The sequence below is a fragment of the Sulfuriferula multivorans genome (assembly GCF_003851125.1).
In the GTDB taxonomy this organism is placed as follows: Bacteria; Pseudomonadota; Gammaproteobacteria; order Burkholderiales; family Sulfuriferulaceae; genus Sulfuriferula; species Sulfuriferula multivorans.
This window is the reverse complement of the sequence record NZ_BGOW01000013.1, coordinates 98952-122066: the sequence shown is the minus strand read 5'-3', so window position 1 is coordinate 122066 and position 23115 is coordinate 98952. Positions and strand designations below refer to the sequence as shown.

Here is a 23115-nt window from a genome sequence, read left to right as displayed (position 1 = left end):
GCCAGATGGACGAAGCCACCCAGCAGAACGCCGCGTTAGTGGAACAGGCTGCGGCTGCAGCCGAAAGCCTGCAAGACCAGGCGGGCAAACTGGCGCAGGCGGTGAGCGTGTTCAATCTGGGTGAGGGAAGCCAGCAAGCGCGTCATGAACCGAGAGACATCCCGGTATTGCACGACCGGGTCAAACCCAAGCCCAAGGCAGCGCCGGCCAGAGCAGCGACCAAGCCGAAGAAGCTGGCTGCCGGTGGCGGGAGCAGCAGTGATGAGTGGGAAGAGTTCTGAATCTCGAAGCCGTCCTGTTTTGTCTGTGAATACAAGCAGGTCATAGTGTGGATACCCGACCGGCGTTCGCGCCGAACCGTGTTCTCTGGTAAATCATTGTTCGGTGCAACCGGCATGGCATTAAGGATAATCTCAGCATGAAGGCTGCATTGCAAAACAAGTCGGACCCCGACAAGATATTCGAATTCACGCCCCGCGATTTCGCCAGAGTGCGCGCCATGATTCACCGGAAAGCCGGGATATCGCTGAGCGAAAGCAAGCAGGAGATGGTCTACAGCCGTCTGGCGCGACGCCTGCGGGCAAAGGGGATGACCTCCTTCACGGAATACCTCGATGCGCTGGAAAGCGGGCGCAACGCCGACGAATGGGAGGCGTTCACCAATGCCCTGACCACCAATCTGACGTCATTCTTTCGTGAGGCGCACCATTTCCCGATACTGGCCGAGCATGCGCTAAAAATGCAGGGGCCTCTGACGATCTGGTGTTCGGCCAGCTCGACCGGGGAAGAACCCTATTCGATCGCCATGACGTTGTGCGAAGCCTTTGATACCCTCATCCCCCCCGTGACGATCGTGGCGACGGATATCGATACCAACGTGCTGGAGACCGCGGCACGTGGGGTTTATACCCTCGACAGGCTGGACAAGATGCCGAAGGAGCGCGCCCGACGGTTTTTTCAGAAAGGCAAAGGCGAGCGGGCTGGGCTGGTCAGAGTTCGACCCGAGCTGCGCCAGCTGGTATCGTTCAAGCAGCTCAATCTTTTGGGAAATGCATGGCCGATCACCGGGCCATTTGACGTTATTTTCTGCCGTAATGTAATGATTTATTTCGATAAGCCTACCCAGGGGAAAATTCTTGCGCGTTTTGCGCCTCTGATGAAGCCGCAAGGTTTATTATTTGCTGGGCACTCCGAAAATTTTCTGTACGCAACCGATGCGTTCAGACTGCGCGGCAAGACCGTTTACGAGCTGGATCATCGTCGCAACGCAGTTGGCATGAGAAATGACACATGAATCCTGCGCTTGAAGAGCAGTTGGCCACGAATGTTTATTACGACCGGACATTCGATTGTGAGGCCGCCAAGATATTGCCGGGCGAATACTACTTTACCCGCAAGGAGATGCTGATTGTCACGGTGCTGGGGTCCTGTGTGTCGGCGTGTATTCGTGATCGGGTTTCGGGCGTGGGCGGCATGAACCACTTCATGTTGCCGGACAGCGGGAATGACGCAGACAGTCCATTGTCCGCATCGATGCGTTATGGTGCCTATGCCATGGAAGTGCTGATCAACGAGCTGCTCAAAGCGGGTGCACGACGCGAAAACCTGGAAGCCAAGGTGTTCGGCGGTGGCAATGTGCTGCGCGGTTTTACCACCATCAACGTGGGAGAACGCAATGCCCAGTTTGTACGCGACTATCTGCGTGCCGAGAATGTGCGAATCACGGCCGAGGATCTGAACGATGTCCATCCGCGCAAGGTGTACTACTTTCCGCGTACCGGCAAGGTGCTGGTCAAGAAACTCAAACAACTCAACAACTACACGCTGGTGAAGCGCGAGCAGGACTATGCAAGTCGTCTCAAAACCAGTGAGGTAAGTGGCGATGTCGATCTTTTCTGATCGCCATGCGTGAACCCAGCAGGGCGATGCCCGGAAAGCAGGCAGCATGAAAATAAAAGTTCTGATCGTCGATGATTCGGCACTGATTCGCAGCGTGATGAGCGAGATCATCAATAGCCAGTGGGATATGGAAGTGGTGGGCGTGGCACCAGACCCCATAGTCGCGCGTGACCTGATCAAATTGACCAATCCCGATGTGCTCACGCTGGACGTGGAAATGCCGAAAATGGACGGCCTGGATTTCCTCGAAAAACTCATGCGGCTGCGCCCCATGCCGGTAGTCATGGTGTCGTCGCTGACCGAAAACGGATCGGAAATCACCATGCGTGCGCTGGAACTGGGTGCGGTGGATTTCGTGACCAAACCGAAGCTATCCATCCAGAGTGGCATGCGCGAGTATACGGACCTGATCGCGGAAAAAATTCGCACTGCGTCACGCGCCAAGATCAAACCCCGTTCGCTTATTTCTGGGGTGCATGCCTCAGAAGGGCCGCTGGCACCGATTCGCAACCCTCTGACCAGTAGCGAAAAACTCATTATTATTGGTGCGTCTACAGGCGGCACGGAGGCCATCAAGGAATTCCTCATGCAGATGCCCTCGGACTGCCCCGGCATCCTGATCACCCAGCACATGCCGGAGGGATTCACCCGCTCATTTGCAAACCGGCTCGACAAGCTGTGCAAGATATCCGTCAAGGAGGCAGAGGGAGACGAACGGATCCTGCCGGGGCATGCCTATATCGCACCGGGACATTCTCATTTGCTGCTTGCACGTAGCGGCGCAAACTACATCACCAAGCTCGATCAGGGGCCGCCGGTGAACCGGCACAGGCCTTCGGTGGATGTACTATTCAGGTCCGCAGCCATCAGTGCCGGAAAAAATGCGGTGGGCGTCATCCTCACCGGCATGGGCAAGGATGGCGCAGCAGGCATGCTGGAAATGAGAAATGCCGGCGCCTATAACTTTGCACAGGATGAATCAAGCTGCGTGGTATTCGGCATGCCGCGAGAGGCCATTGCCATGGGTGCCACGCATGAGGTGGGGCCGCTGCATGAGTTGCCAGGCAGAATGATGACTTATTTTGCAGCGCATTCGAGCCGCGCGTTGCGAGTCTGATCCGCATCAAAACCTGAGTTCCGTTCAAGTTTGATAAACAACTGCCGATAACCGTTTAAACGATTTATGAGAATTAATGGAGCATTTCATGGCTGATCCGAATACCAAATTTCTGGTTGTTGATGATTTTTCAACCATGCGTCGCATCGTGCGCAACCTGCTCAAAGAGCTTGGCTATTCCAATGTTGAAGAGGCCGAAGACGGCGTTGATGGACTGGCCAAATTAAGGGCTGGCAATTTTGATTTCGTAGTGTCCGACTGGAATATGCCCAACATGGATGGTCTCACCATGTTGCAGAATATCCGTGCAGATGCGGCGCTATCAAAGCTGCCGGTGCTGATGGTCACGGCCGAGGCAAAGAAGGAAAACATTATTGCTGCGGCGCAAGCTGGGGCAAACGGTTATGTGGTCAAGCCTTTCACCGCCGCTACGCTGGATGAGAAACTCTCCAAGATTTTCGAGAAACTCGAAAAAGTGGGAGCCTGATGTGACGACCCCGCTCCCACACGTGGCAATGGATGCTGTGGCTTGTCACGCCACCAATGCCGGCCCTGGCGCGCATGATGAGGTCATGGCGCGTATCGGCCAGATGACGCGCAGCCTGCACGAGAATTTGCGTGAACTTGGTTTCGACAAGGTTCTGGAAAAGGCGACGCATGATATTCCCGATGTCAGGGAACGACTGAACTATGTGGCACGCATGACCGAACAGGCAGCGCAACGTGTCCTGAATGCCACCGATGCTGCAATACCCATGCAGGAGAGGATAGATGCGGGTGCCAACGAAGTTCTGGATGGCTGGCAATCGATCCTCAAGGCGCCTTTCTCGGAGTCAAACTATCGCGACATGGCCACACTCACCATGCAGTGCCTGGTTGACATGCGCCACGATACCAGCGCAACCAAGCAACAACTTCTGGATATCATGATGGCACAGGATTTCCAGGATCTTACCGGACAGGTGATTCGCAAAGTGACCGAGCTCGCGCATCACCTGGAGCAGCAACTCGTGCAGCTGCTTATTGACTATGCTCCGCCTTCCGCTGAGGTGCGACGCGATGCTGGAAACGGACTACTGAATGGCCCGCAAATCAATCCTGTCGGGAATAGCGACGTAGTTGCTGACCAAAGCCAGGTGGACGATCTGCTGGATAGCCTGGGCTTTTGACCAGGCAAAAAAAGTTTTTTAACCCACAGAAGTCACATTGAGTATAGACAAGGCAAGAAAGAAAAGCAGAAATACACAAGGCAGGAAATGCATCAATGAAAAGTCTTGAATGGTGTTTTTTGCTTTCTTGTTGCATCGCGGTTAGATTGTATCCTTTTAGCAAAGACCAATTGCGGGCTATACCCTGTCTGGGTCTTTTGTTACCCAATACGATGTTTACTATCCATGTCTGAAATGAATATTGTCGTGCGCGAACCGCTGCTGGACGCCCAGCAGTGCGTAGTGGGATACATGCTTGCGTGGCAGCAGGCCGAAATCGATGCTTGCAGGTTCGCTGCAGAAAACCCTGAAAAACTGGCTGGATTGGTTGCCGAAATAATCAATAACGAGCAGGTTGCGTGGCGTCTCGGCAATCAAATTCTGTTTCTGGAAGCCGTACCGGCACTCATTCTTTCCGATGTGCTCTCTGCTTTGCCCGCTGAAAATATTGTGCTTGGAGTGGGCGCGGGCGATTGCGCAGAGCCTGGGGTATTTGCCGCGTTACAGGCACTGCGCAAGCGCGGTTTTGGCATTTCATTACACTGGCCGGACGCGATTGAACCAGACAAAACGCTCTTTTCCCTAGCTACCCACGTCGATATATCGAGTAGCAAGGCGGATTTTGCCGTGCAGGCCAAGCAATATGCGCTGATCAAAAACCTGCCTGTGCAAAAAGTGGCGCGGAATATTGCTAGCTGGCAGGATTACGACGCTTGCGTATCGCTGGGCTTTAATTTTCTAACCGGTCCTTTCCAGTTGATGTCCCGGCCGGACAGCGCATCTAAAGGACTGAATACCTCACAGATATTGATCGTACAGCTGCTGGAAATGGTCAGGAAGAACGCAGATGTTCGACAGATAGAACTGGTGCTAAAACGTGACCCCGTCATTTCCTACAAATTATTGCGCTATATCAATTCGGCAGGTTTTGGCCTGGGTTGTGAGATAGAGTCCCTGCGTCATGCAGTACAGGTGCTTGGCTATACTCCGCTGTATCGATGGCTTTCAGTTTTGCTGGCAACTGCCGGTACGAGCAAATCTGCGCAGCTGTTGATGCAGACAGCCATTATCCGAGGCCGATTTGCCGAATTGCTTGGCGACACTTTTCTGCCCAAGTCCGAGACAGAGAATCTGTTTGTTGCGGGCCTGTTCTCTTTGCTGGATCGATTGCTTAACATGCCGATGGGAGAAGTGCTCGATAAAATTCAGCTGCCTGAAGCAATGTCGCAGGCGTTGCTGACCCGTGAAGGAGTCTATGGCGATTTTCTGGCTCTGGCCGAGGCCTGTGAACGAGGGGCAGGATGCGCCGGGAGGCTGGCAGCCTCGTTACAGATTGACGCCACACAGGTCAGTCAGAAACATCTGCAAGCACTCGCGTGGGCGAAAAATATGGAAATGTAGGCAAAGTATTTTCAGTGATGTCTGGCATGGCGGACGATAGACCCATTTAGTCCTGGGCAGCCAAAATAGACAAGAACTGGCTTAATCAAAAAAAGGACAATCGAGGAATCATTGCAAAATTCCCGGTATTTCCAAGAGGCTCAAGGAGTCGGCGCATGGCGAAATACAACACTTCAAATTTACTTGAGTCAGTGGTCAGGCTGACTTCACTGCGCGACCAACATTCACTGGAAATCTGCCTGATCAAGACTTTGCAGGAACTCATTTCTGCAGGTCAAATCAGATTGTTCGAGATATCCATCGAATCCGGCAAAAAAACACTCAAGCTGCTGGTCGAGTTAGACGCCAAGCGAAGCTTGGAGTCGGAAACAGAAAATACGCTCCCGCATTGCGTCGAAGATGATGCTGATTTGATGAAATGCTATAGCACAGGGGAAAAACAGGTATCCGCCGATGATGGAAGTGGGGTGAGAGTTGTGCACCCGATAACCGGTTTGAATGGCGTCATCGGATTTTTGACAGTCCGGAATGGGGTCTATGTTGAAAAAGACCAGGCCGTGGCGGCCAGCTTTCTGCATATTTATCAAAATTATCTGCAACTGATCAATGACAACGAGCACGATACCCTGACCGGGTTGTTGAACCGAAAAACCTTTGACGAGCGCATCATGGCGGTCATGTCAGCGCGCCGCGCCGGTCGCCGCGCGTCGGATAGCAAGGAAGAGCAGTGTTGCCTGGCCATTCTTGATATCGATCACTTCAAGAAAGTGAATGATCAGTTCGGCCATCTGTACGGCGATGAAGTGTTGCTGCTGTTCGCGCAAATCATGACTCGTACCTTTCGCGATGACGATCAGCTTTTCCGCTATGGAGGAGAAGAATTTGTAGTGGTGCTTAAAAATGTCGGTTTGGACCTCGGCGTGACGGTACTGGAACGTTTCAGGAAAATGGTGGAGGCCTATCATTTTCCCCAGGTAGGGAATATCACGGCCAGTGTGGGCGTAGTGGCCATCAGTGAACAAGATTTGCCGACCACTATTATTGGTCAGGCGGATCAGGCGCTCTACTTTGCAAAGGAAAACGGACGCAACCAGGTATGCGCATACGAGAAATTGTTGCAGGCAGGCAAGTTGACCAGCGTGGCGCCTGCCGAAGGCGACATCGAATTGTTTTGACCTGACTACTCCTTATGGGACTTTGACTGCAGGCATTGTAATCTGGCCGGCCATCTCTATGCCCTGCTGAAACAGGCGCTCAAGCGGGGTGGCAAGATAAGGCAAGGCAAGACCGATGACGACAAATCCGATAGTCAGGGTGATAGGGAATCCGATACCGAACAGATTGAGTTGAGGCGCAGCGCGGGTCAGTATCCCCAGTGCAATATTGGTGATAAGCAGAGCCGCCACCATGGGTAGTGAGAGCTGCACACCGGCGCTGAAAATGATCCCCCCCCAGTCAGCTATCTGCTTGAATATCTGACCGCCCATGGGCGAAGCGGAAATGGGAAAAGTTGAGAAGCTGTGTGCCAGCACTGACAATAAAAGCAAATGACCGTTTACCGCCAGAAAAGCCAGCGTTGCCAATAATGACATGAATTGACTGATGAAGTTTGATTGTCCTTGCGACTGCGGGTCGAAAAAACTGGCAAAGCTCAGACCCATGGTCATGCCGGTAATTGCCCCGGCCATTTCCACACCGGCAAAAATGATACGCATCGCGAAGCCCATACCGAGGCCGATGATGAGTTGCTGCACGAGAATCAGAAGACCCGGGAAAGACATCGGGTCAACGGTGGGCAATGCTGGCAGGGTTGGCGCTACAATCAACGTGAGCATGACACCGATACCGATCTTTACCTGCACCGGTACGCTGGTATTTCCAAACACCGGGGCTACGGCAATCAACCCGAGAATCCGGGTAAGCGGCCATAGCAATGCCGCAATCCAGGTATTTAGCTCGGCGCTGGTAAGAGTAATCACTGTTTAAATTGGAAAATGTGCAGCCTGAATGCAGGTAATTTCGGCTATCCCGCCAGAGTGGGTATGCTGGTAAATATTTCACGCATGTAATCGAGCATGACGGACAGCATCCACGGCCCGGCTACGATCAGCGCCAGGAAAATTCCTACCAGTTTTGGAATGAACGACAGCGTCATTTCGTTGATCTGCGTCGCGGCCTGAAAAATACTGACGACCAGACCGATACTGAGTGCCACCAGCAGCATGGGTGCAGCAACCATGAGGGTGACTTCCATGGCATGGTGGCCTAGGGCCATGACACTTTCCGGGGTCATCTTTTTTTCCTTAGTAAAAACTTTGGGCGAGCGAGCCCAGCAACAGTTGCCAGCCGTCCACCAGAACAAACAGCATCAGTTTGAACGGTAACGCGACAATCGCCGGCGACACCATCATCATGCCCATGGACATGAGTACGCTCGCCACGACCATGTCGATGATCAGGAATGGAATGAAAATGGCGAAGCCAATCTGGAAGGCGGTTTTCAATTCGCTGGTGATGAATGAGGGGATCAGCACGCGCAGCGGCACGTCTTCCGGACCTTGCAAAGCCGGCCCATTGGAGAGTTTGACGAACAAGGCCAGATCGGCCTGGCGCGTCTGCTTCAGCATGAAAGTTTTCAATGGCGCCACGCCTTTGTCCAGCGCCTGGGTCATGGTGATTTTGTTCTCTGACAAGGGCTGGTATGCATCGGTATAAATCTTGTCAAATACCGGACCCATCACGAACAGCGTAAGAAACAGCGCGAGCCCCACCATCACCTGATTGGGGGGGGCAGACTGGGTGCCTAGCGCCTGGCGCAGCAAGGACAGCACGATAATGATGCGTGTGAAGCTGGTCATCATCAGCAAAGCGGCCGGCAGGAAAGACAACGCTGTCAGCAGCAGCAGGGTTTGCAGGCTCAGCGTGTAGGCCTGTCCGCCACCGGCGATGGGTGTGCTGGTGAATGCCTGTAAGCCGGCGGGATCTGCCGCAACCGCCAGCATGGGTACGCCCAGCAAAAGCACTGGCAACAGGTATTTCAGAATACGTAAAGCGGTATGGGCAAGCTGTCGCATGGTGTTGTGGGTGTGCCGGGAGTTACTGGGCATTGCGTTTTTCCATGGTTTGCTTGAGCCAGCCGGCGAAATTTTTCGCGGCTGGGCCGGCCATGGGTGCAGAGTTTTCCTGGCGCGCCATGGTGGCGAGGGCATTGACACGTCCGGGAGCTACGCCAATGACGATCCACTGATCCCCGGCTTCCACGACGAGCACCCGCTCGCGTCCGCCTACGCTGACGCCGCCCACGACTCTGATTACTGCACTACCGGCCGCGCGCGTCGCGCCGAAGCGCTTGAGTGCCCAGGCCAGGGCGGCCATCAGGCCAAGTACCAGAACCAGTCCCAGCAATACCTGAAATAGACTGCCCGCCGGGGCTGCGCCGGTTTCTACAGCTGCGTTGGCGTTGGAGGATAGCCACAAGCTGGCGGCTGGAATGAACGCGATACGTTTCATTTGTTGAGTTTACGAATTCGCTCGGACGGGGTGATGATATCGGTCAGGCGGATACCGAATTTGTCGTTTACCACGACGACTTCGCCTTGCGCGATCAGGCAGCCGTTGACCAGCACATCCATGGGCTCGCCCGCGAGTCCATCCAGCTCAACCACCGAACCTTGCGCCAGTTGCAGCAGGTTTTTAATTGCAATCTTGGTGCGCCCCAGTTCCACAGTGAGCTGGACCGGAATATCGAGAATGAAGTCGATATCGTTGTGGGTTTCGCCCTTGATGCCCTGGCCGGAGAATTCCTTGAAAATGGTCGGGCTTGCAGGCTGTGCTTGCAATGCGGCGGCTTCCGTTTCGGCCACGGCCTGCTCAGCCATGGCCGCACCCCAATCGTCTTCGACTATCGTCTGGGTATCTGCATTGTCAGCCATGCTGTTCTCCTTGATTGGATTCGTTTGTGCCCTGGGTCAGAAGCTTCTCGACGCGCAATGCATACTGGCCGTTGAGTATTCCGTAACTGCAATCCATTACCGGAACATCGTCGACTTTTGCGATGACAGTGTCTGGCATGTTGAACGGAATCACGTCTCCTGCCCGCATGTTCAGAATGTCGCCCAATGTCACCCTCGATGTACCCAGATCGGTGACGATCTCGACTTCCGCGATCTGGATCTGTTGCGTCATCAGGCGCGTCCAGCGCTTGTCTACTTCCATCGTCTCGCCTTGCAAGCTGCTGGTGAGGATGTCGCGGATGGGCTCGATCATCGAGTAAGGTGTGCAAAAATGCATTTCGCCGCTGGCCGGACCAAGCTCTACGGTGAAGGTGGTCGCCACCACCACTTCATTGGGAGTGGCGATGTTGGCAAACTGGGTGTTCATTTCCGAACGGATGAACTCGAATTCAACCGGGTAAACAAATTCCCAGGATTTGGCATAAGTTTCAAACACGATATTCAGGATGCGCTGAATGATGCGCTGTTCGGTCTGCGTGAAATCGCGCCCTTCGACACGTGTGTGAAAGCGCCCATCACCGCCAAACAGATTGTCTACCAGGAGAAACACCAGGCCCGGATCAAACACCATCAGGGCGGTGCCGCGCAATGGTTTCATCTGCACCAGATTAAGGTTGGTGGGCACCATCAGATTGCGAATGAATTCGCTGTACTTGGAAACACGTACCGGGCCCACCGACACTTCGGCGCTGCGCCGCAGGAAGCTGAACAGACCGATCCGGAACAGCCGCGCAAAACGTTCGTTGATGATTTCCAGCGTCGGCATCCTGCCGCGAACGATGCGTTCCTGGGTCGCCAGGTTGTAAGGGCGTACTGCCGAGGGATCGTCCGCTACCTGGACCTCATCCTGTTCGCCGGTGACGCCCTTGAGCAAGGCATCAACTTCTTCCTGGGAAAGAAAGCTATCCGACATGATTTTACTGAATCACGAATGAAGTGAAAAACACGCCGGTAACCGTCTGGGGCGTGCCTTTGGGTTCAAAGGGTTTGTTCACCTGCGCGATGATTTCCTGGGCAAGCTTGTTCTTGCCTTCCGGGGTCAGGATGTCAGCGGCTTTCTGGCTGGAAAGCAGTAATAGCAGGCGGCTGCGTACTTGCGGTAAATGCGATTTGATAATTTCAACCTGAGCATCATCCTTTACCTGCAGGGTAAAGGCAGTCTGCAGGAACTTATCGCTGTCTTCCGACTGCAGGTTGACGGTGAATGCCTCCATGTTGACGAATACAGGCGGCTTGGGTGGCTCGGCTTTGGCGTGTTGGGCGCTTTTCGGCTGGGTGAAATACCAGGCGCCAGCACCACCACCGCCCAATACGAGCACGGCAATGCCCAGTATCAGAAACAGTGGTTTCTTCGATTTGACCGCAGGGGCTTCGGCATTTACTTCAGCTTTCGGCTCGGGTTTGGGTGGTGCTTTTGCCATTCTCGTTCCTCTAGTCCTGCATGAATATATCGGGTGTGTTCATTATTGAGAAAAAATACAAATTTAGATGCGAAGAAAAGAGGGGGGAAGTGGGCGCATATCCGTGTCTTTTGTCTTGTGCGTTGATGCGCTTATGCGAAAGTATCGACCGTGCCCAGACCGGTCACCCGTATTTGAGCGTGCCCGGACTGGATCGCGCTGTCGATTGCGCCGTCTGCATCGCGGAAACCCGGTGACGTATGCCGGGACGATCCGCCGCGAGCATCATGTTGATTGGGCATGCCGGCGCTCACTGTGCTTTGGCCTAACTGAATCCCGGCATCCCCCATCATTTCGCGCAGTTTCGGCAAAGCAGCTTCGAGGGCGTGACGAACATCAGGGTGTGCCGAAATAAACGTTGCATTGGCTTGGTCATTGGTGACATGCAATACCACTTGCAACGGTCCCAGATCTGGCGGATTGAGGGTGAGCGATGCGCTTTGCTGGGAGCCAGCCGCCATCCAGACGATTTTTTGTCCGAGTGCTTGATCCCATGCGGGTGTGCCTACTTTAGGCGTCAGCTTCTCACCTGGCAGTCCGGTGATCGCCTGTGCGATATTGACCGAAGCCTGTTGTAATGGCGCCAACCCAGCGGGAGTCGTATTCGGCGGAATATCCTGCAGTTTGGCGGGCTCGAGTTTTAAGGTCGCCGGATCAAGCGTCGGTTTTATTTCGCCTGCCTGTTTGGCCGGAGCAGTCAAAGCAATCTCTGGCTTGAGTGCGGGTGTATTTTCTGTCGATCCGTCCAGCTGCGCAGCAATCCTGGATTTCTGCAGGATGCTCTGTGCAGATCCGGTGCCTTTGCCAATGCCGATAGCAGCGGGGGCATCCGGTTCGGGCTGGGATACACCTGTGTTGACTGATTTTGCCGGCGCCTGGCTGAGATTGCCCACCAGCGCCATCAGGTCAACGGATACTGCCGGTGCAGCATTACTGTCTTTGTTATCTTTGCCGTCCTTGAGTTGAGCATCCGCTGTTTCTGCCGGTTTGGTTTCTTTGGTGCCAGGAGTTACGGTTGTGGTCGTGGCCTGTTGGTCCGGGACGCCCTTGTTGTCGGTTGTTTGATTACCCGAATTGTCCGCGCTGGCAGAGTCCCGCCGGTTCGCCATTTCGCCCGAGAGCACCTGGTTAAAAGGGACTTCTGCAGGGGCGTTACCGGCTTGTTTGGCTGCGGGTGCAGAACTGGTCTGGGCTTGCACGGAGCTTGTCGGAGTCATGGTCATCTTGTCCTACCGTTTGTAGAGCGTTTTCCGGGTGGCATGTTCGTCTGTGAGCTTCTGATCACGCCGTGTTTCGTACTGTTGAGCCTGCTTCTTGGCACGGTTGTCCAGCGCACCGAACGACATGCGTTTGCGTTCGCATTCCTGCCAGACGCTACGTGCCTTATCGGCAAGTTTTTGTGCTTCGCGTATGACTTCACGTTGTCCTGCGATGGCACTGTCCAGTTTTTCCAGAAACACGCGGAAATTATGGTATCCGGCTGCTGTTAAACCTGCCGACAGATCGGACTGGCAGCGGGCCGCGTAGTCGTCGCGGTATTGCAGCAGTAGCGCGAGCTTCTGTTCGGCTTCCTCGCAGGCGCGAATAGCCATACCCAGACGTTTCGCAGCCTCATCACTGTCTTTCGTGGCCAACTCAATGAGCGTATTGATTGTGGAATGGGTAGCCATGGTAGGGATTATATTTTTGTCTGCGTCCGGTCAATCACTCGAATAGAGCCGTAAGTTTCCCCAAGCTCTCGGTAATGCCGGCGCGTTCGGGAATGTTTTGCTGGAGAAATGACTCGATCCGTGGATGCAGCGCAATTGCCTCGTCCAGCACCGGATCGGTGCCGGCGGTGTAGGCCCCCACGCTGATCAGATCGCGGTTGCGTTCATAACGGGAGTAGAGCTGTTTCAAACGGCGGGTGAGCTGCTGGTGCTCCGGAGAGGTGATGGTGTGCATGGCCCGGCTGATGGATTGCTCGATATCGATGGCGGGGTAGTGCCCGCCTTCAGCCAGAGTGCGGCTGAGCACGATATGGCCATCGAGTATCGCGCGTGCGGCATCGGCAATCGGGTCCTGCTGGTCGTCGCCTTCGGTGAGCACGGTATAGAAGGCGGTAATCGAACCACCGCCGTCCTTGCCGTTACCGGCGCGCTCCACCAGTGCCGGCAACTTGGCGAATACGGACGGCGGGTAGCCCTTGGTGGCGGGCGGTTCGCCGATGGCCAGCGCGATCTCGCGTTGCGCCATGGCGTAGCGGGTGAGTGAATCCATGATCAGCAGCACGTGTTTGCCCTGATCGCGAAAATGTTCGGCAATGGCGGTGGCGTAGGCTGCGCCCTGCAGGCGCATCAGCGGTGGCGTGTCGGCAGGTGCGGCGACGACGACGGCGCGCGCCAGGCCTACCGCACCCAGAATCTGTTCGATGAATTCCTTGACCTCGCGGCCGCGTTCGCCAATCAAACCCACCACAATCACGTCTGCGCTGGTATAGCGAGCCATCATTCCCAGCAGCACGCTCTTGCCCACGCCGGATCCGGCAAACAAGCCCATGCGCTGGCCGCGCCCGACGGTCAGCATGCTGTTGATGGCGCGTACGCCGACATCGAGTATGTCGGTAATGGGTGCGCGGGACAGCGGATTGGCGGCGCGTACATTCAATGGCGCAGTGTGTTGGGCATGGAGGGGGCCAAGGCTGTCGAGCGGGCGGCCGGCGCCGTCCAGAACGCGGCCCAACAATTCATCACCCACCGGCAAGTGGCGCGTGCGGTCGCTGGGGCGCCGTCTGGGGTGGTTGACCTGGCCGGGGCGAGGCAGGCTTTGCACAACTTCAACGGGGAATACGCGCGTCCCTGGAACCAGGCCTTCGACATCGCTTTGCGGCATCAGAAACAGCCGCTCACCTTCGAATCCAACGACTTCGGCTTCCAGTTTGGAGCCATTGGGCAATGGCACGGTACAGGCACTCCCTACCGCCAGCTTCAGGCCTACGGCCTCCATCACCAGCCCGGCAACACGGGTGACGCGTCCCGATACCTGCATCGGTTCAGCGATCGCCAGCAACTCGCTGCAGTCGCGCAGATAGGCTTTCCAGCGCTGGCTGTGCGGCTTGGCTTGCATCATGAGGCAAGCCAGTCTGATTCCTTGCCCAAGGCAGCTGCAATGCGTTGCCAACGCGTCGACAGCGAGGCGTCGATCTGGTTGTTGGCAGTTTCCACGCGGCAACCGCCCGGTTCCAGTTGGGAATCTTCGGCCAAATACCAGCCGGTCTTGTCGAGTTCGCCCCCCATATGATTTCTGACCAGCAGCAGGTCGTTTGGATTGAGGTAGAGCCGAGCTGGCGGGTGCAAGGTTGGGAGATAATGAATGGCTTCGCTGACAATGGTGTTGATGAGTTCCGGGCGCACGTCCAGTGCCGTCTTGAGCATGGCCTTGGCGAGATCCAGCGCCAGATCCAATACCTCATTGGCGATCAACTCGTCTGCCTGCGCCACTTCGGCAGCAAAACTTGCGGCGATGCTGTGCAGGCGCGCTTGTTCTTCGGAGGCCTCGCTGCGACCAGCTGCTAAGCCGGCAGCGCGCCCTTCTTCCAGACCTGCTGCATAAGCTTCGAGCCGGGCGTGTTCGCGAATTTTGACGATCTCATCGACGGTGGGCAGGGAAATGGCGGGTGAATTGGCTGCTCCCGGTGTCCTCCGATCTTCGTCGAAAGACGCCATTTCCCAGCGCTGATAAGCCGATTGCTGCTCCTTGGGGACCACATTAGACATACGCGTCCTCGCCTTTTGCGCCAAGCATCAGCTGGCCTTCGTCGGCGAGGCGCCGCACGATCAGCAGGATTTCTTTTTGCTGAGCCTCGACTTCCGACAAACGCACCGGGCCCTTGGCTTCAAGGTCTTCACGCATCATTTCGGCGGCACGTTGCGACATGTTCTTGAATATTTTTTCGCGCAGTTCCGGGATCGCGCCTTTGAGCGCGACAATCAGCGCGTCCGACTGGACTTCGCGCAACAGCAACTGGATGCCGCGATCGTCGATATCCATGATGTTGTCGAACACAAACATCTCGTCCATGATCTTTTGCGCCATGTCATCGTCGTAGTTTTTCAGGCTTTCCATGACGGAGATTTCGGTTTCACCGTTCATGAAGTTGAGGATTTCCGCAGCGACGCGGATGCCTCCCATCGGTTTCTTCTTGAGGTTTTCGTTGCCGGAGAGCAGTTTGGTGAGCACGTCGTTGAGCTCGCGCAACGCTGCCGGTTGTACGCCATCCAGCGTCGCAATACGCAGCATCACGTCGTTGCGCAAGCGTTCGGTGAAATTCCTGAGTATTTCAGAGGACTGATCCCGTTCCAGATGAACCAGGATCGTGGCAATGATCTGCGGATGCTCGTTGTGGATGAGTTCCGCGACTGATTGAGCGTCCATCCATTTCAGGCTCTCGATGCCGCTGGCATCCCTGGCGCCGAGGATGCGGTTGAGCAGTGAGGCGGCTTTATCATCGCCCAGGGCTTTGGTTAGTACGCTGCGGATGTAGTCGTCCGAGTCGATGCCCAGCGATGAACTGCGCTCCGCTTCCTGGCAGAAATCACCGAGGACTGAGGCGACCCGTTCGTGGCCGATGGTTTTCATCATGGACATGGCCTGTCCCAGTTTCTGCACTTCGCGCGGGCCGAGGTATTTCATCACTTCCGCCGCCTCGTCCTGACCCAGTGCCAGCATCAGGATCGCCCCATTTTCTATGCCGACATCATTACTCATTGCCGTTCACCCAGGCCTTGACCACGTTTGCTACGATTTTCGGATCCTGTTTAGCCAGGCTCTTGGCTATTTCCAGGTTCTGCTGGTAAGCGAGAGCACCATGCGAAGTCATCTCGGTGAGTTCGCCGCTGGCAGACATATGAGATAGGTGCACCACATCATCCCCCGGAGCCCGCAGCGCTGCACGAGCATCCGCATCTGCGGATAACTTGCGCAGCATCGGCTTGAGCACACCGAAAAACAGGTAAAGCAGTACTGCGATGGCGATCAGGTATTTACCGGTATCCTTGGCGAGCTGAATATTTTCAGGCTGCTTCCACAAAGGCACATCGGGAATGACTTCCTTTTCAGCACCGGCAAATGGACTGTTGACCACATTCAGCGTATCGCCGCGTTGCTGGTTGTAGCCCATCGCCTCTTTAACCAGATCGGTAATCTGGGTTTTTTCAGCAGCCGAGAGTGGCCGGCTGATGACTTTGCCCGATTTGTCGACAGTGTCCCGGTAGTTGACGACGACCGCAACCGAAAGGCGCTTCAGGCCTCCCATAGGCTGTTGTACGTAACGCACGGTTTTATCGAGTTCGTAATTAACCGTAGACTCTTTTTGTGTGTTGGTGGCTGGTGTAGTGGGGGCAGCGCCTGGTGCTGTAGTGTTGGCAGCAGGCGCAGTAAGTGGCGCGGTTGCCGGAGCAGGGGGTTGATTGGACAGCGCGCCCGGAACGCCCGTTGCATTGGCGCTGCCACCATTCAGCGTTTCACTGGTCTGCTGGCTGCGTATCGACGCCGCGTCGGGAGTCTGGTTGGGTTTGTAGGTTTCAGCAGCCTGCTCGCTATGGGAAAAATCCACATCGGCAGTGGCTTCGGCGTGCACATTGCTGGCACCCACAATCGGTGTAATGATTGATTCAACGCGTTTGACGATGCTGCGCTGGAGGTCATGGATATATTTGAGCTGGCTGGGGTCGAGGCCGTTTGCGCCGACGCTCGCACTGGTATCGGAGAGCAGATTGCCGTTCTGGTCAACAATGGTCACATTCTTTGTCGGCAGTTCCGGCACGCTGCTGGCAACCAGGTGCACAATCGCGCTGACTTGCTGTTGATCCAGCACCCGGCCGGGTTGCAGATTGAGCAACACCGATGCGGTGGGTTTCTGTTGTTCGCGCACGAATACCGATGATTTCGGCAGAGCGAGCAGCACGCGTGCTGACAGTACCGCCGAGATAGATTCGATCGAACGCGCGAGTTCTCCTTCCAGCGCGCGCTGGAAGTTGACCTGTTCCAGAAATTGAGACACGCCGAGCTTCTGGTTTTCCATCAACTCGAAACCGACATTACCGCCTTTCGGCAAGCCTTGCGAAGCCAGTTTTAGACGCGCCTCGTAGACCTGATTGGCCGGTACCAGAATAGCTCCGCCGCCTTCGGCAAATTTGTAGGGCACATTCATCTGCTGCAGGGAAGCCACGATGGCGCCGCCATCGCGGTCGCTGAAATTGGAGAACAGCACGCGGTAATCCGGCTGCTGGCCCCACATCCACACACCGGCCATGATGGCGACGACCGCAGCAATGGCAAGCATCTGCAAAAACTTGCGTCCGCCTGGACCCTGCGTCAGTCCCATGAGTTTTGGCGCGAGTGCGACTTCGCCTGCTACTGACATGATGCATCTCCGCAATCGTTGGCGTGATGGAAAATCTGGGTGCTCTGGATGTTTTGATTCATGTTGCTTCCTCACCAATTCGGGGTGCTTGCCTCAGCATCGATTATCAGCATGGCGCAACATTTCAATTGATTGAATAGAGGACTATTTCCAGCGCTTATTCCGCTGAGGCCGCGGCGGTCAAGTGATAACGTGGCGGTGTAGAGAACCATAAACCTCTGCCTGAGAATGGGCAGAAGCCAAGACTTGATGGAGTGCGCGATGAAAACCGGGATGATCGATACCAGCAGGATAGAGGCGATGATGGTACAGCTGAAAGCCGCCGCCACGCGTCCTGAGGGAGTGGACACTACCCTCGCAGTCGGCAAGGGTGTGGGCAAGGTGGATTTTGCCGATGCCCTGAAATCGTCGCTCGATCAGGTCAACAATGTGCAGCAGCAATCAGAACAACTGGGCCAGCGTTTCGCCGCCGGCGACGACAAGGTGAACCTGTCGGACGTGATGATTTCCATGCAGAAAGCCAATATTTCGTTTCAGGCAACGATCCAGGTGCGCAATAAACTGATCTCTGCATACCATGAGATAATGAACATGCAGATTTGATCTGCACAGCAAGGAAAAAGGCAAAAATCAAGCCCAAGGAAGCGACTTGAATTTTGCATTTTACCTTGCTTTAAATCTCACCCCAATCCGGTAATTTTCGCGTTGCGTTCCCGCTCCAGGTGCATGATGTAGCGTTGTACTGCCGCCAGCATGGCCTTGGACAAATCGACGAACTGGCACCCCAGGCGGCGATTGGTTTTGCCGTTGAATAGCGTCAATTCCTGTGAATTCCTGATTTGCAGCGTGACCGTAACGATACCGAGGCCAGGCAGGTCGATATGGCAGTTTTCATATTCGCGCCCGATCGTGGTATCCAGTACTTTCTTGTCATCCAGTATCGCAATCCCGCCACAACTGATATCCACCAGCGGTGTCGTGTAGATGCCCCCACCGGCATCAGCGGGAAGCGGAATCCTGCACAGGATAGGATTGATGACTGGGGTATTGACGCGATAGTACTCGCGCCGCTGCAGCCGAATGAGATTAGCCGGAATGGGAATGCGCAGGGCAGGGCGATTCTCATGGATCGCAGTGTCTGCCTTCGCAACGGAAAACAGGATGCGTACCTTGTCGAGCGAGGCCTCGAAGGCGAGGTCGTCCGATTGGATAATCCGCTGATTCAATAATGCACTCGGCGCACAGTCAATAACCACCGTATTGCTCGCATCGTCCACTTCCAGTATCGAGGTAACGACCGCATCCGCGCCACCATTGACCAGCATGGTGATGAGTTGATGCTGGCCGCCTATGGCGCGTAACAAGGACACGATTTCACGATGGGAATGGACAAGATAAGGGCTCTGATTCTCAGTGCCGAAGTCTGGGTTGTCGATAGGCATTATGGTGATCGGCCTGAAAAATAATAAATAAGCGTAAGCGGATAGCTTGCAGTATGCCAATTAGTACGATGTATCGCTATTTTTGCGTTCCGTCTCAATCCGGTATAACCAGGCAAGTAACTCGGCAACGGCCCGATACAAGGCTGGCGGAATGTGCTGGTCGAGTTCAACCTGCATCAGCAAGGCGACCAGTTCTTTGGATTCATGCACAAAAACACCGTGCTCTTTAGCGCGTGCGATGATTTCCTGGGCGATCAGTCCATTGCCTTTGGCGACGACCCTGGGCGCCGCAGAACCGGTCTGATAGGCGAGGGCGACAGCACTCTGCAATGGTGTATTAGGCGCGCTCATCCTGTTTCACAATCAGGGAATCGAGTGGAATACCGGCAGCATTCATGGCATTGGAAAGTAGTGTGCCATGTGCACGGAGCGAGGCCGCCGCGGCTTCCGAGTCGGCGTGGATCTGAACCTGCACGTGTTCTCCGGTGAGTCGGATAGTCGCCGATACAGTGCCCAGAGTCGGCAGCTCGAAACGCACCTCGCTACGCCAGGACGGCTGCATCTCCCGGTTGCTGCCTTCTGGCGTGTCTTCGCCTACTTCCCATTCCATGGTTTGGCCGGGCCACGCTTCACCGCGCCATAGCACACGCTGCTGTTCCAGCGTATTCAATTGCTGATGAATCAGTTGCGACACTACGGTATTGTTTGTGTCGGACCTTGGCTGGGCAGCAGCAGGGTCTGCCGGCTGGGTAGGTGCAGCCTGCGCTTGCGGTTCGCGCATCAGGTCGGATAAGGCACGATTACCGTTGGCCCACTCGCGGACATGCGCCTCGTAGAACAGACCGCTGGTACTGATTGTGTCGTGTAACGCAACAGCGATCTGTTCAGTGTTCATGGCTGGAGTCGGGATCAATGCCGTTTTGCCGAGTACCGTGTTGGGCGCGCCATTCTGCTGCGCGGTCTGCAGCAGATTGTCGATGAGCCGGCCGGTGGCGCTGAGTGAAGTCGGTGCAGCGCCTGGCTGCGGCCCCAGCAGGAAGGTGAGCTGCGGCTCCCGGCTCATCAGAGTGAGATGCAGTAAATCGCCCGTGTGAGTGCCGGCTGGCAAGACCATGCGTGCCATGGTATCGGCAATGCGTACCAGAAAGCTGCCGTCGTCCAGGCGCGATAGAACCTTGCCCTGAAAGATCTGGCCTAATGTACTTTGTGCGAAGCGGTGGGATGCTTCCTCGCGCGTATCCGCGAGCGGCAACACCGGCATCAGCGCTTCGATCGGTACGATCGCTCGCGCGCCTGCCATTTCCGGCCGCACGGGGATCATGCTCAGCCCGCCTGATTCCTGCCGTAAGTCATGGAAAGCTTGCGTTCGGTGCTGGTGTTGTTCATCAGCGACGACAATTGCGCCATCCACGGCTCGGTGATGTTGCGTATCTCGCGATCATCCGCGAGAATTTTTTGAATGATATTAAATTTGCGTTCACGCATTTCCCCGCTCAGTGCAGAACGCGGTTCGCTTTTTTCAAGCGTGCGCACATGGCTGGCGCAGTTCGATTCCAGCGCTGCCAGGCGTTCCCAATCGCTGCTGCGCGCGGCAGTCAGCATTTGTTCCGTGATGTTCGCCACCGATTCATACACAGAAATGATTTCTTCACTATTCATCATTAAGAGTTACGCTCTCACAAAAGAATTAACACGCGGCATGAAATTGTCCTGGACCGTTGCGACTGGCGCGGCTTCAGTAGCGGTTGTGGTTCCGATGGCCTCCCAGGCTTCGCGTAACTGCCCGAGCAGGCCATCCACTTCATCAAGGATCGCAGGGTCGTTATTGAGGTTAGCCAGCAGCAGGCGGTTGCTCATGTACTCATACAGCGCATCCAGGCTGGTCGCGATTTCACCGCCGGCAGATTTGTCCAGGCTTGCGCGCAAGCCGCTGTCGATAATCGAGATTGCCTGGGAAATGGCCTTTCCCTTTGCTTCGATTTCGCCATTCTTCATTAGTTGCATGGCGCTGGCCACGGCGGTTTTAGCGCCGTCAAACAGCATGACAATGAGCTTGTGCGGGTTGGCCGCTACCACGCCGGTTTCAATGCCGACTTTTGCATAAGTGTTTGCACCGTTGCGTGCTGTTCCAAACATGTCAGTTCTCCCTTATGCGATCTTAGGTAAATTTGCGAGTTGCTGCGTTAAAAAGGTACTGGTGGTATTCATGCTGCTGATCATGGTGTCCAGTGCTGTGAATTGCGCGCGATAGCGCGCTTCAATAACTGTTAATCGCGCAGCCCACGCCTGTTGGTCGACATTCAGGCGTTTGATCGATGCATTGATGCCATCAGTGCTCGACGAAATGGAGCCATTCGAGGCAAGCATTGAGGTCGCGAGCGAATTAAACTGATAGGCATAACCGCGCGAGTAATTGACCGTGCCGCGCGCGCCAGTTGCGCCCCCGTTGATCTTGATTTGCAGGCCTTGCGAAGCGTCGCCGGTGGCGCCGGTGAGATATTGCCCGGAACCGATGGCTGCCACGCCGTTGATAGTGCCTGCGGTATCCACGCCATTGCTGACCACGGCAGTGCCGCCAAAGTTGAGGTTGGCTTGACCGTTTCCGCCAGTAATATTGGCGACGGACGCCGAGCCATAGCGATTGGAGGTGATCTTCAACACACCGGCCGATTGCGTCACAGTCACCGTTGAGCCTAAGGACGAGAACGCGTTTGTGCCATTGATTTGCGACTGTATTTGCGTTGCCAATGCCGCGGCACTGGCATAGCTGCCCGGAGCTATCGTCACGTTGGCGGTGACGCCGTCGACCAATACCTGCAAGGTGTCATTTGTGCCGGCCGTGATAGTGAGTCCGGCGGCAGCTGAAGCCGTGGCGTTACCTTGCGTGGCGAGTTGTGTGACATTTACGCTGTATGCGCCCGGTGCTGTCAGCGCACTAGCGCTTGAATAGCCAACCAGGCTGTCCGAGGTTTTACCTACGGCCGCGAACAACCCGGCGATATCACTGAAATTGCTGGTGAGCGCACTTTGCAGCTTGGTACTGTCAACAGCAAGCGTGCCGTCTTTTTGGAAGGTCACGCCGATCTGTGACAATAGCGTGTACGCGCTGCCCCCGCCCGCAACCGGAGTGGACAATACATTGCGGATCTGATTTTGCATCAGAGATACCGAGGCATCACCATTGAATAGCGCACCCTGTTTGGTGGTGGGGTTGTAAGCGGTTGCAGATGCCAGGGTCTGCGTGATGCTGTTGTAAGCCGTGACAAAAGCGTTCACTGCTTTGGTGACCGAGGCGGTGTCTTGCGCCACCGTAATGTTGGTGGGCGTGCCCACATTGGTCTTGGTCAGGTTGAGAGTAACGTCCTGGATCGCATCCGTGACGGTATTGGTGGTTTTAGTGACAGCAACGCCATCCAGCTTGAAATTGGCATTCTGGGCGGTGACGGTTTCAGCCAGCGCCTGTCCGGTGTTATTGGCCGGATCCTGGCTGAGCAGGCTGGAAAGTGTCGCATCGCCGGATACCGAAATTTTCATGCTGTTGCTGATCCCGGTGGTATTGTCGGTCAGCACCAGACGATTGGGCGCGGTGCTGCCATCGTTCACGATGGTGGCCGATACGCCGATATTGGCGCTGTTGATGGCATCACGGATTCCGGACAGCGAATTATTGCTGGCATCAATGGTGACGGTCTTGGTGCCCGCGCCATTGCTGGTGAAGCTGGCGCCGGTGTAGGTGCCATTGCTGAGCGTGCCGCCGGCAATCGTGCCGAAATCAAAGCTCAATGTGGTGACCGAACCGCTGCCAATGGTTGCGCTGGTGCTGGCCTGGCCTGCAGCAACCAGTTTTTGCGCTTGGGCGAGACTGGATACTTCCAGCGCATAGGTACCGGGTGTGGCACCGGAACTGGCGCTGGCCGTGGCAATGGTGGCATCCGCCAGGGTGGCGGTTACAGCCTGAAACTGGGTAGGACTGGATAATCCCTGCACCGCGCTCTGAAACTGCGATAGCGCGCTCTTGATCTGGGCATATCCGGAAAGCTGGGCCTGATAGCTCGCCACTTCGTTGTTAATCGCAGTGAGCGGCTGTTGTTCGATGGACATCAATTTGGTAACGATACCGTTAACGTCGAGTCCTGAACCTATGCCTGGTGTAGAGATTCCCATAATGTGTT

Annotated in this window: 27 protein-coding genes and 1 pseudogene; 9 read left to right on the top strand and 19 right to left on the bottom strand. The window is 55.5% G+C overall.

What is annotated here, in order from left to right:
* The 8 genes and pseudogenes from EI185_RS18005 to EI185_RS07190 form a co-directional block, all read left to right on the top strand.
* Positions 1 to 281: pseudogene (locus tag EI185_RS18005) on the top strand (methyl-accepting chemotaxis protein); the annotation flags it as partial.
* 137 nt (positions 282 to 418) lie between these two features.
* Positions 419 to 1294 carry a CheR family methyltransferase gene (locus EI185_RS07220; RefSeq protein WP_124704455.1) on the top strand — a complete coding sequence of 292 codons (876 nt, stop codon included), beginning with the start codon at positions 419 to 421 and terminating at the stop codon, positions 1292 to 1294.
* Positions 1291 to 1899: a chemoreceptor glutamine deamidase CheD gene (gene cheD / locus EI185_RS07215; protein ID WP_124704454.1), complete on the top strand. Its 609-nt coding sequence runs from the start codon at positions 1291 to 1293 to the stop codon at positions 1897 to 1899. The genes EI185_RS07220 and cheD overlap by 4 nt, the downstream gene beginning before the upstream one ends.
* Positions 1900 to 1945: 46 nt before the next feature.
* Positions 1946 to 3016 carry a protein-glutamate methylesterase/protein-glutamine glutaminase gene (locus EI185_RS07210; protein WP_124704453.1) on the top strand — a complete coding sequence of 357 codons (1071 nt, stop codon included), beginning with the start codon at positions 1946 to 1948 and terminating at the stop codon, positions 3014 to 3016.
* 88 nt (positions 3017 to 3104) lie between these two features.
* Positions 3105 to 3503: a chemotaxis response regulator CheY gene (cheY, locus tag EI185_RS07205; protein ID WP_124704452.1), complete on the top strand. Its 399-nt coding sequence runs from the start codon at positions 3105 to 3107 to the stop codon at positions 3501 to 3503.
* A 28-nt stretch (positions 3504 to 3531) separates the two neighbouring features.
* Positions 3532 to 4185: a protein phosphatase CheZ gene (cheZ, locus tag EI185_RS07200; protein ID WP_124704465.1), complete on the top strand. Its 654-nt coding sequence runs from the start codon at positions 3532 to 3534 to the stop codon at positions 4183 to 4185.
* Between the two features lie 105 nt (positions 4186 to 4290).
* On the top strand, positions 4291 to 5625 hold the full coding sequence (locus EI185_RS07195; RefSeq protein ID WP_223247725.1) for an EAL and HDOD domain-containing protein: 1335 nt from the start codon (positions 4291 to 4293) through the stop codon (positions 5623 to 5625).
* Positions 5626 to 5780: 155 nt separating this feature from the next.
* Entirely contained in the window at positions 5781 to 6800 is a 1020-nt protein-coding gene (locus EI185_RS07190; RefSeq protein WP_124704451.1) for a GGDEF domain-containing protein, read from the top strand.
* A gap of 12 nt (positions 6801 to 6812) precedes the next feature.
* Here EI185_RS07190 and fliR read toward each other — a convergent pair whose 3' ends face one another.
* From fliR to fliF, 13 genes are all read right to left on the bottom strand, one after another.
* Entirely contained in the window at positions 6813 to 7604 is a 792-nt protein-coding gene (fliR, locus tag EI185_RS07185; protein ID WP_124704450.1) for a flagellar biosynthetic protein FliR, read from the bottom strand.
* Positions 7605 to 7648: 44 nt separating this feature from the next.
* Complete coding sequence (gene fliQ, locus EI185_RS07180) at positions 7649 to 7918, bottom strand: flagellar biosynthesis protein FliQ (RefSeq protein WP_124704449.1); 270 nt, start codon at positions 7916 to 7918, stop codon at positions 7649 to 7651.
* Between the two features lie 10 nt (positions 7919 to 7928).
* On the bottom strand, positions 7929 to 8627 hold the full coding sequence (gene fliP / locus EI185_RS07175) for a flagellar type III secretion system pore protein FliP (RefSeq protein WP_370685759.1): 699 nt from the start codon (positions 8625 to 8627) through the stop codon (positions 7929 to 7931).
* Positions 8628 to 8721: 94 nt separating this feature from the next.
* Positions 8722 to 9135, bottom strand: coding sequence for a flagellar biosynthetic protein FliO (gene fliO, locus EI185_RS07170; protein ID WP_124704448.1), 414 nt, complete (start codon positions 9133 to 9135; stop codon positions 8722 to 8724).
* Positions 9132 to 9557, bottom strand: coding sequence for a flagellar motor switch protein FliN (gene fliN / locus EI185_RS07165; protein ID WP_124704447.1), 426 nt, complete (start codon positions 9555 to 9557; stop codon positions 9132 to 9134). Before fliN ends, fliO begins: the two co-directional genes overlap by 4 nt.
* Entirely contained in the window at positions 9550 to 10551 is a 1002-nt protein-coding gene (gene fliM / locus EI185_RS07160) for a flagellar motor switch protein FliM (RefSeq protein WP_124704446.1), read from the bottom strand. Before fliM ends, fliN begins: the two co-directional genes overlap by 8 nt.
* 4 nt (positions 10552 to 10555) lie before the next feature.
* Complete coding sequence (fliL, locus tag EI185_RS07155; protein WP_124704445.1) at positions 10556 to 11059, bottom strand: flagellar basal body-associated protein FliL; 504 nt, start codon at positions 11057 to 11059, stop codon at positions 10556 to 10558.
* 131 nt (positions 11060 to 11190) lie between these two features.
* Positions 11191 to 12315: a flagellar hook-length control protein FliK gene (locus EI185_RS07150; RefSeq protein WP_189836322.1), complete on the bottom strand. Its 1125-nt coding sequence runs from the start codon at positions 12313 to 12315 to the stop codon at positions 11191 to 11193.
* Positions 12316 to 12327: 12 nt separating this feature from the next.
* Positions 12328 to 12768, bottom strand: a complete 441-nt coding sequence (gene fliJ, locus EI185_RS07145) for a flagellar export protein FliJ (protein ID WP_124704443.1) — start codon at positions 12766 to 12768, stop codon at positions 12328 to 12330.
* 34 nt (positions 12769 to 12802) lie between these two features.
* Complete coding sequence (gene fliI / locus EI185_RS07140) at positions 12803 to 14206, bottom strand: flagellar protein export ATPase FliI (RefSeq protein WP_124704442.1); 1404 nt, start codon at positions 14204 to 14206, stop codon at positions 12803 to 12805.
* Positions 14203 to 14853, bottom strand: a complete 651-nt coding sequence (locus EI185_RS07135; protein WP_124704441.1) for a flagellar assembly protein FliH — start codon at positions 14851 to 14853, stop codon at positions 14203 to 14205. Before EI185_RS07135 ends, fliI begins: the two co-directional genes overlap by 4 nt.
* A complete protein-coding gene (fliG, locus tag EI185_RS07130; protein WP_124704440.1) occupies positions 14846 to 15844 on the bottom strand; it encodes a flagellar motor switch protein FliG in 999 nt (332 codons plus the stop codon). The genes EI185_RS07135 and fliG overlap by 8 nt, the downstream gene beginning before the upstream one ends.
* Positions 15837 to 17501 carry a flagellar basal-body MS-ring/collar protein FliF gene (gene fliF / locus EI185_RS07125; RefSeq protein WP_124704439.1) on the bottom strand — a complete coding sequence of 555 codons (1665 nt, stop codon included), beginning with the start codon at positions 17499 to 17501 and terminating at the stop codon, positions 15837 to 15839. Before fliF ends, fliG begins: the two co-directional genes overlap by 8 nt.
* A gap of 261 nt (positions 17502 to 17762) precedes the next feature.
* Here fliF and fliE point away from each other — a divergent pair, with 261 nt between their 5' ends.
* Positions 17763 to 18104: a flagellar hook-basal body complex protein FliE gene (gene fliE / locus EI185_RS07120; protein WP_124704438.1), complete on the top strand. Its 342-nt coding sequence runs from the start codon at positions 17763 to 17765 to the stop codon at positions 18102 to 18104.
* Between the two features lie 77 nt (positions 18105 to 18181).
* Here the strand turns inward: fliE and EI185_RS07115 are convergent, their stop codons facing one another.
* The 6 genes from EI185_RS07115 to fliD are packed head-to-tail and all read right to left on the bottom strand — an operon-like array spanning position 18182 to position 23107.
* Entirely contained in the window at positions 18182 to 18943 is a 762-nt protein-coding gene (locus EI185_RS07115; protein WP_124704437.1) for a flagellar brake protein, read from the bottom strand.
* Positions 18944 to 19003: 60 nt separating this feature from the next.
* Positions 19004 to 19294: an EscU/YscU/HrcU family type III secretion system export apparatus switch protein gene (locus EI185_RS07110; RefSeq protein ID WP_124704436.1), complete on the bottom strand. Its 291-nt coding sequence runs from the start codon at positions 19292 to 19294 to the stop codon at positions 19004 to 19006.
* Positions 19281 to 20264, bottom strand: coding sequence for a flagellar hook-length control protein FliK (gene fliK, locus EI185_RS07105; protein WP_124704435.1), 984 nt, complete (start codon positions 20262 to 20264; stop codon positions 19281 to 19283). The genes EI185_RS07110 and fliK overlap by 14 nt, the downstream gene beginning before the upstream one ends.
* 2 nt (positions 20265 to 20266) lie before the next feature.
* Positions 20267 to 20605 (bottom strand): flagellar protein FliT, encoded by a 339-nt coding sequence (locus EI185_RS07100; RefSeq protein WP_223247724.1) that lies wholly within the window; start codon positions 20603 to 20605, stop codon positions 20267 to 20269.
* Positions 20606 to 20611: 6 nt separating this feature from the next.
* Positions 20612 to 21079, bottom strand: a complete 468-nt coding sequence (gene fliS, locus EI185_RS07095) for a flagellar export chaperone FliS (protein WP_124704434.1) — start codon at positions 21077 to 21079, stop codon at positions 20612 to 20614.
* A gap of 12 nt (positions 21080 to 21091) precedes the next feature.
* A complete protein-coding gene (fliD, locus tag EI185_RS07090) occupies positions 21092 to 23107 on the bottom strand; it encodes a flagellar filament capping protein FliD (protein ID WP_124704433.1) in 2016 nt (671 codons plus the stop codon).
* Between the last annotated feature and the right edge of the window lie 8 nt (positions 23108 to 23115).

Coding starts and splice junctions, on each gene's coding strand:
- cheZ (WP_124704465.1), top strand. CDS start 3,532: ATGGATGCTGTGGCTTGTCACGCCACCAATGCCGGCCCTGGCGCGCAT.
- fliO (WP_124704448.1), bottom strand. CDS start 9,135: ATGAAACGTATCGCGTTCATTCCAGCCGCCAGCTTGTGGCTATCCTCC.
- EI185_RS07100 (WP_223247724.1), bottom strand. CDS start 20,605: ATGATGAATAGTGAAGAAATCATTTCTGTGTATGAATCGGTGGCGAAC.
- EI185_RS07190 (WP_124704451.1), top strand. CDS start 5,781: ATGGCGAAATACAACACTTCAAATTTACTTGAGTCAGTGGTCAGGCTG.
- fliD (WP_124704433.1), bottom strand. CDS start 23,107: ATGGGAATCTCTACACCAGGCATAGGTTCAGGACTCGACGTTAACGGT.
- fliG (WP_124704440.1), bottom strand. CDS start 15,844: ATGAGTAATGATGTCGGCATAGAAAATGGGGCGATCCTGATGCTGGCA.
- fliP (WP_370685759.1), bottom strand. CDS start 8,627: ATGCTGGCGGTTGCGGCAGATCCCGCCGGCTTACAGGCATTCACCAGC.
- EI185_RS07115 (WP_124704437.1), bottom strand. CDS start 18,943: ATGCCTATCGACAACCCAGACTTCGGCACTGAGAATCAGAGCCCTTAT.
- fliK (WP_124704435.1), bottom strand. CDS start 20,264: ATGATCCCCGTGCGGCCGGAAATGGCAGGCGCGCGAGCGATCGTACCG.
- fliS (WP_124704434.1), bottom strand. CDS start 21,079: ATGTTTGGAACAGCACGCAACGGTGCAAACACTTATGCAAAAGTCGGC.
- EI185_RS07220 (WP_124704455.1), top strand. CDS start 419: ATGAAGGCTGCATTGCAAAACAAGTCGGACCCCGACAAGATATTCGAA.
- fliE (WP_124704438.1), top strand. CDS start 17,763: ATGAAAACCGGGATGATCGATACCAGCAGGATAGAGGCGATGATGGTA.
- EI185_RS07150 (WP_189836322.1), bottom strand. CDS start 12,315: ATGACTCCGACAAGCTCCGTGCAAGCCCAGACCAGTTCTGCACCCGCA.
- fliN (WP_124704447.1), bottom strand. CDS start 9,557: ATGGCTGACAATGCAGATACCCAGACGATAGTCGAAGACGATTGGGGT.
- EI185_RS07110 (WP_124704436.1), bottom strand. CDS start 19,294: ATGAGCGCGCCTAATACACCATTGCAGAGTGCTGTCGCCCTCGCCTAT.
- cheY (WP_124704452.1), top strand. CDS start 3,105: ATGGCTGATCCGAATACCAAATTTCTGGTTGTTGATGATTTTTCAACC.
- fliQ (WP_124704449.1), bottom strand. CDS start 7,918: ATGACCCCGGAAAGTGTCATGGCCCTAGGCCACCATGCCATGGAAGTC.
- EI185_RS07210 (WP_124704453.1), top strand. CDS start 1,946: ATGAAAATAAAAGTTCTGATCGTCGATGATTCGGCACTGATTCGCAGC.
- fliL (WP_124704445.1), bottom strand. CDS start 11,059: ATGGCAAAAGCACCACCCAAACCCGAGCCGAAAGCTGAAGTAAATGCC.
- fliJ (WP_124704443.1), bottom strand. CDS start 12,768: ATGGCTACCCATTCCACAATCAATACGCTCATTGAGTTGGCCACGAAA.
- fliI (WP_124704442.1), bottom strand. CDS start 14,206: ATGATGCAAGCCAAGCCGCACAGCCAGCGCTGGAAAGCCTATCTGCGC.
- fliF (WP_124704439.1), bottom strand. CDS start 17,501: ATGTCAGTAGCAGGCGAAGTCGCACTCGCGCCAAAACTCATGGGACTG.
- fliM (WP_124704446.1), bottom strand. CDS start 10,551: ATGTCGGATAGCTTTCTTTCCCAGGAAGAAGTTGATGCCTTGCTCAAG.
- EI185_RS07135 (WP_124704441.1), bottom strand. CDS start 14,853: ATGTCTAATGTGGTCCCCAAGGAGCAGCAATCGGCTTATCAGCGCTGG.
- cheD (WP_124704454.1), top strand. CDS start 1,291: ATGAATCCTGCGCTTGAAGAGCAGTTGGCCACGAATGTTTATTACGAC.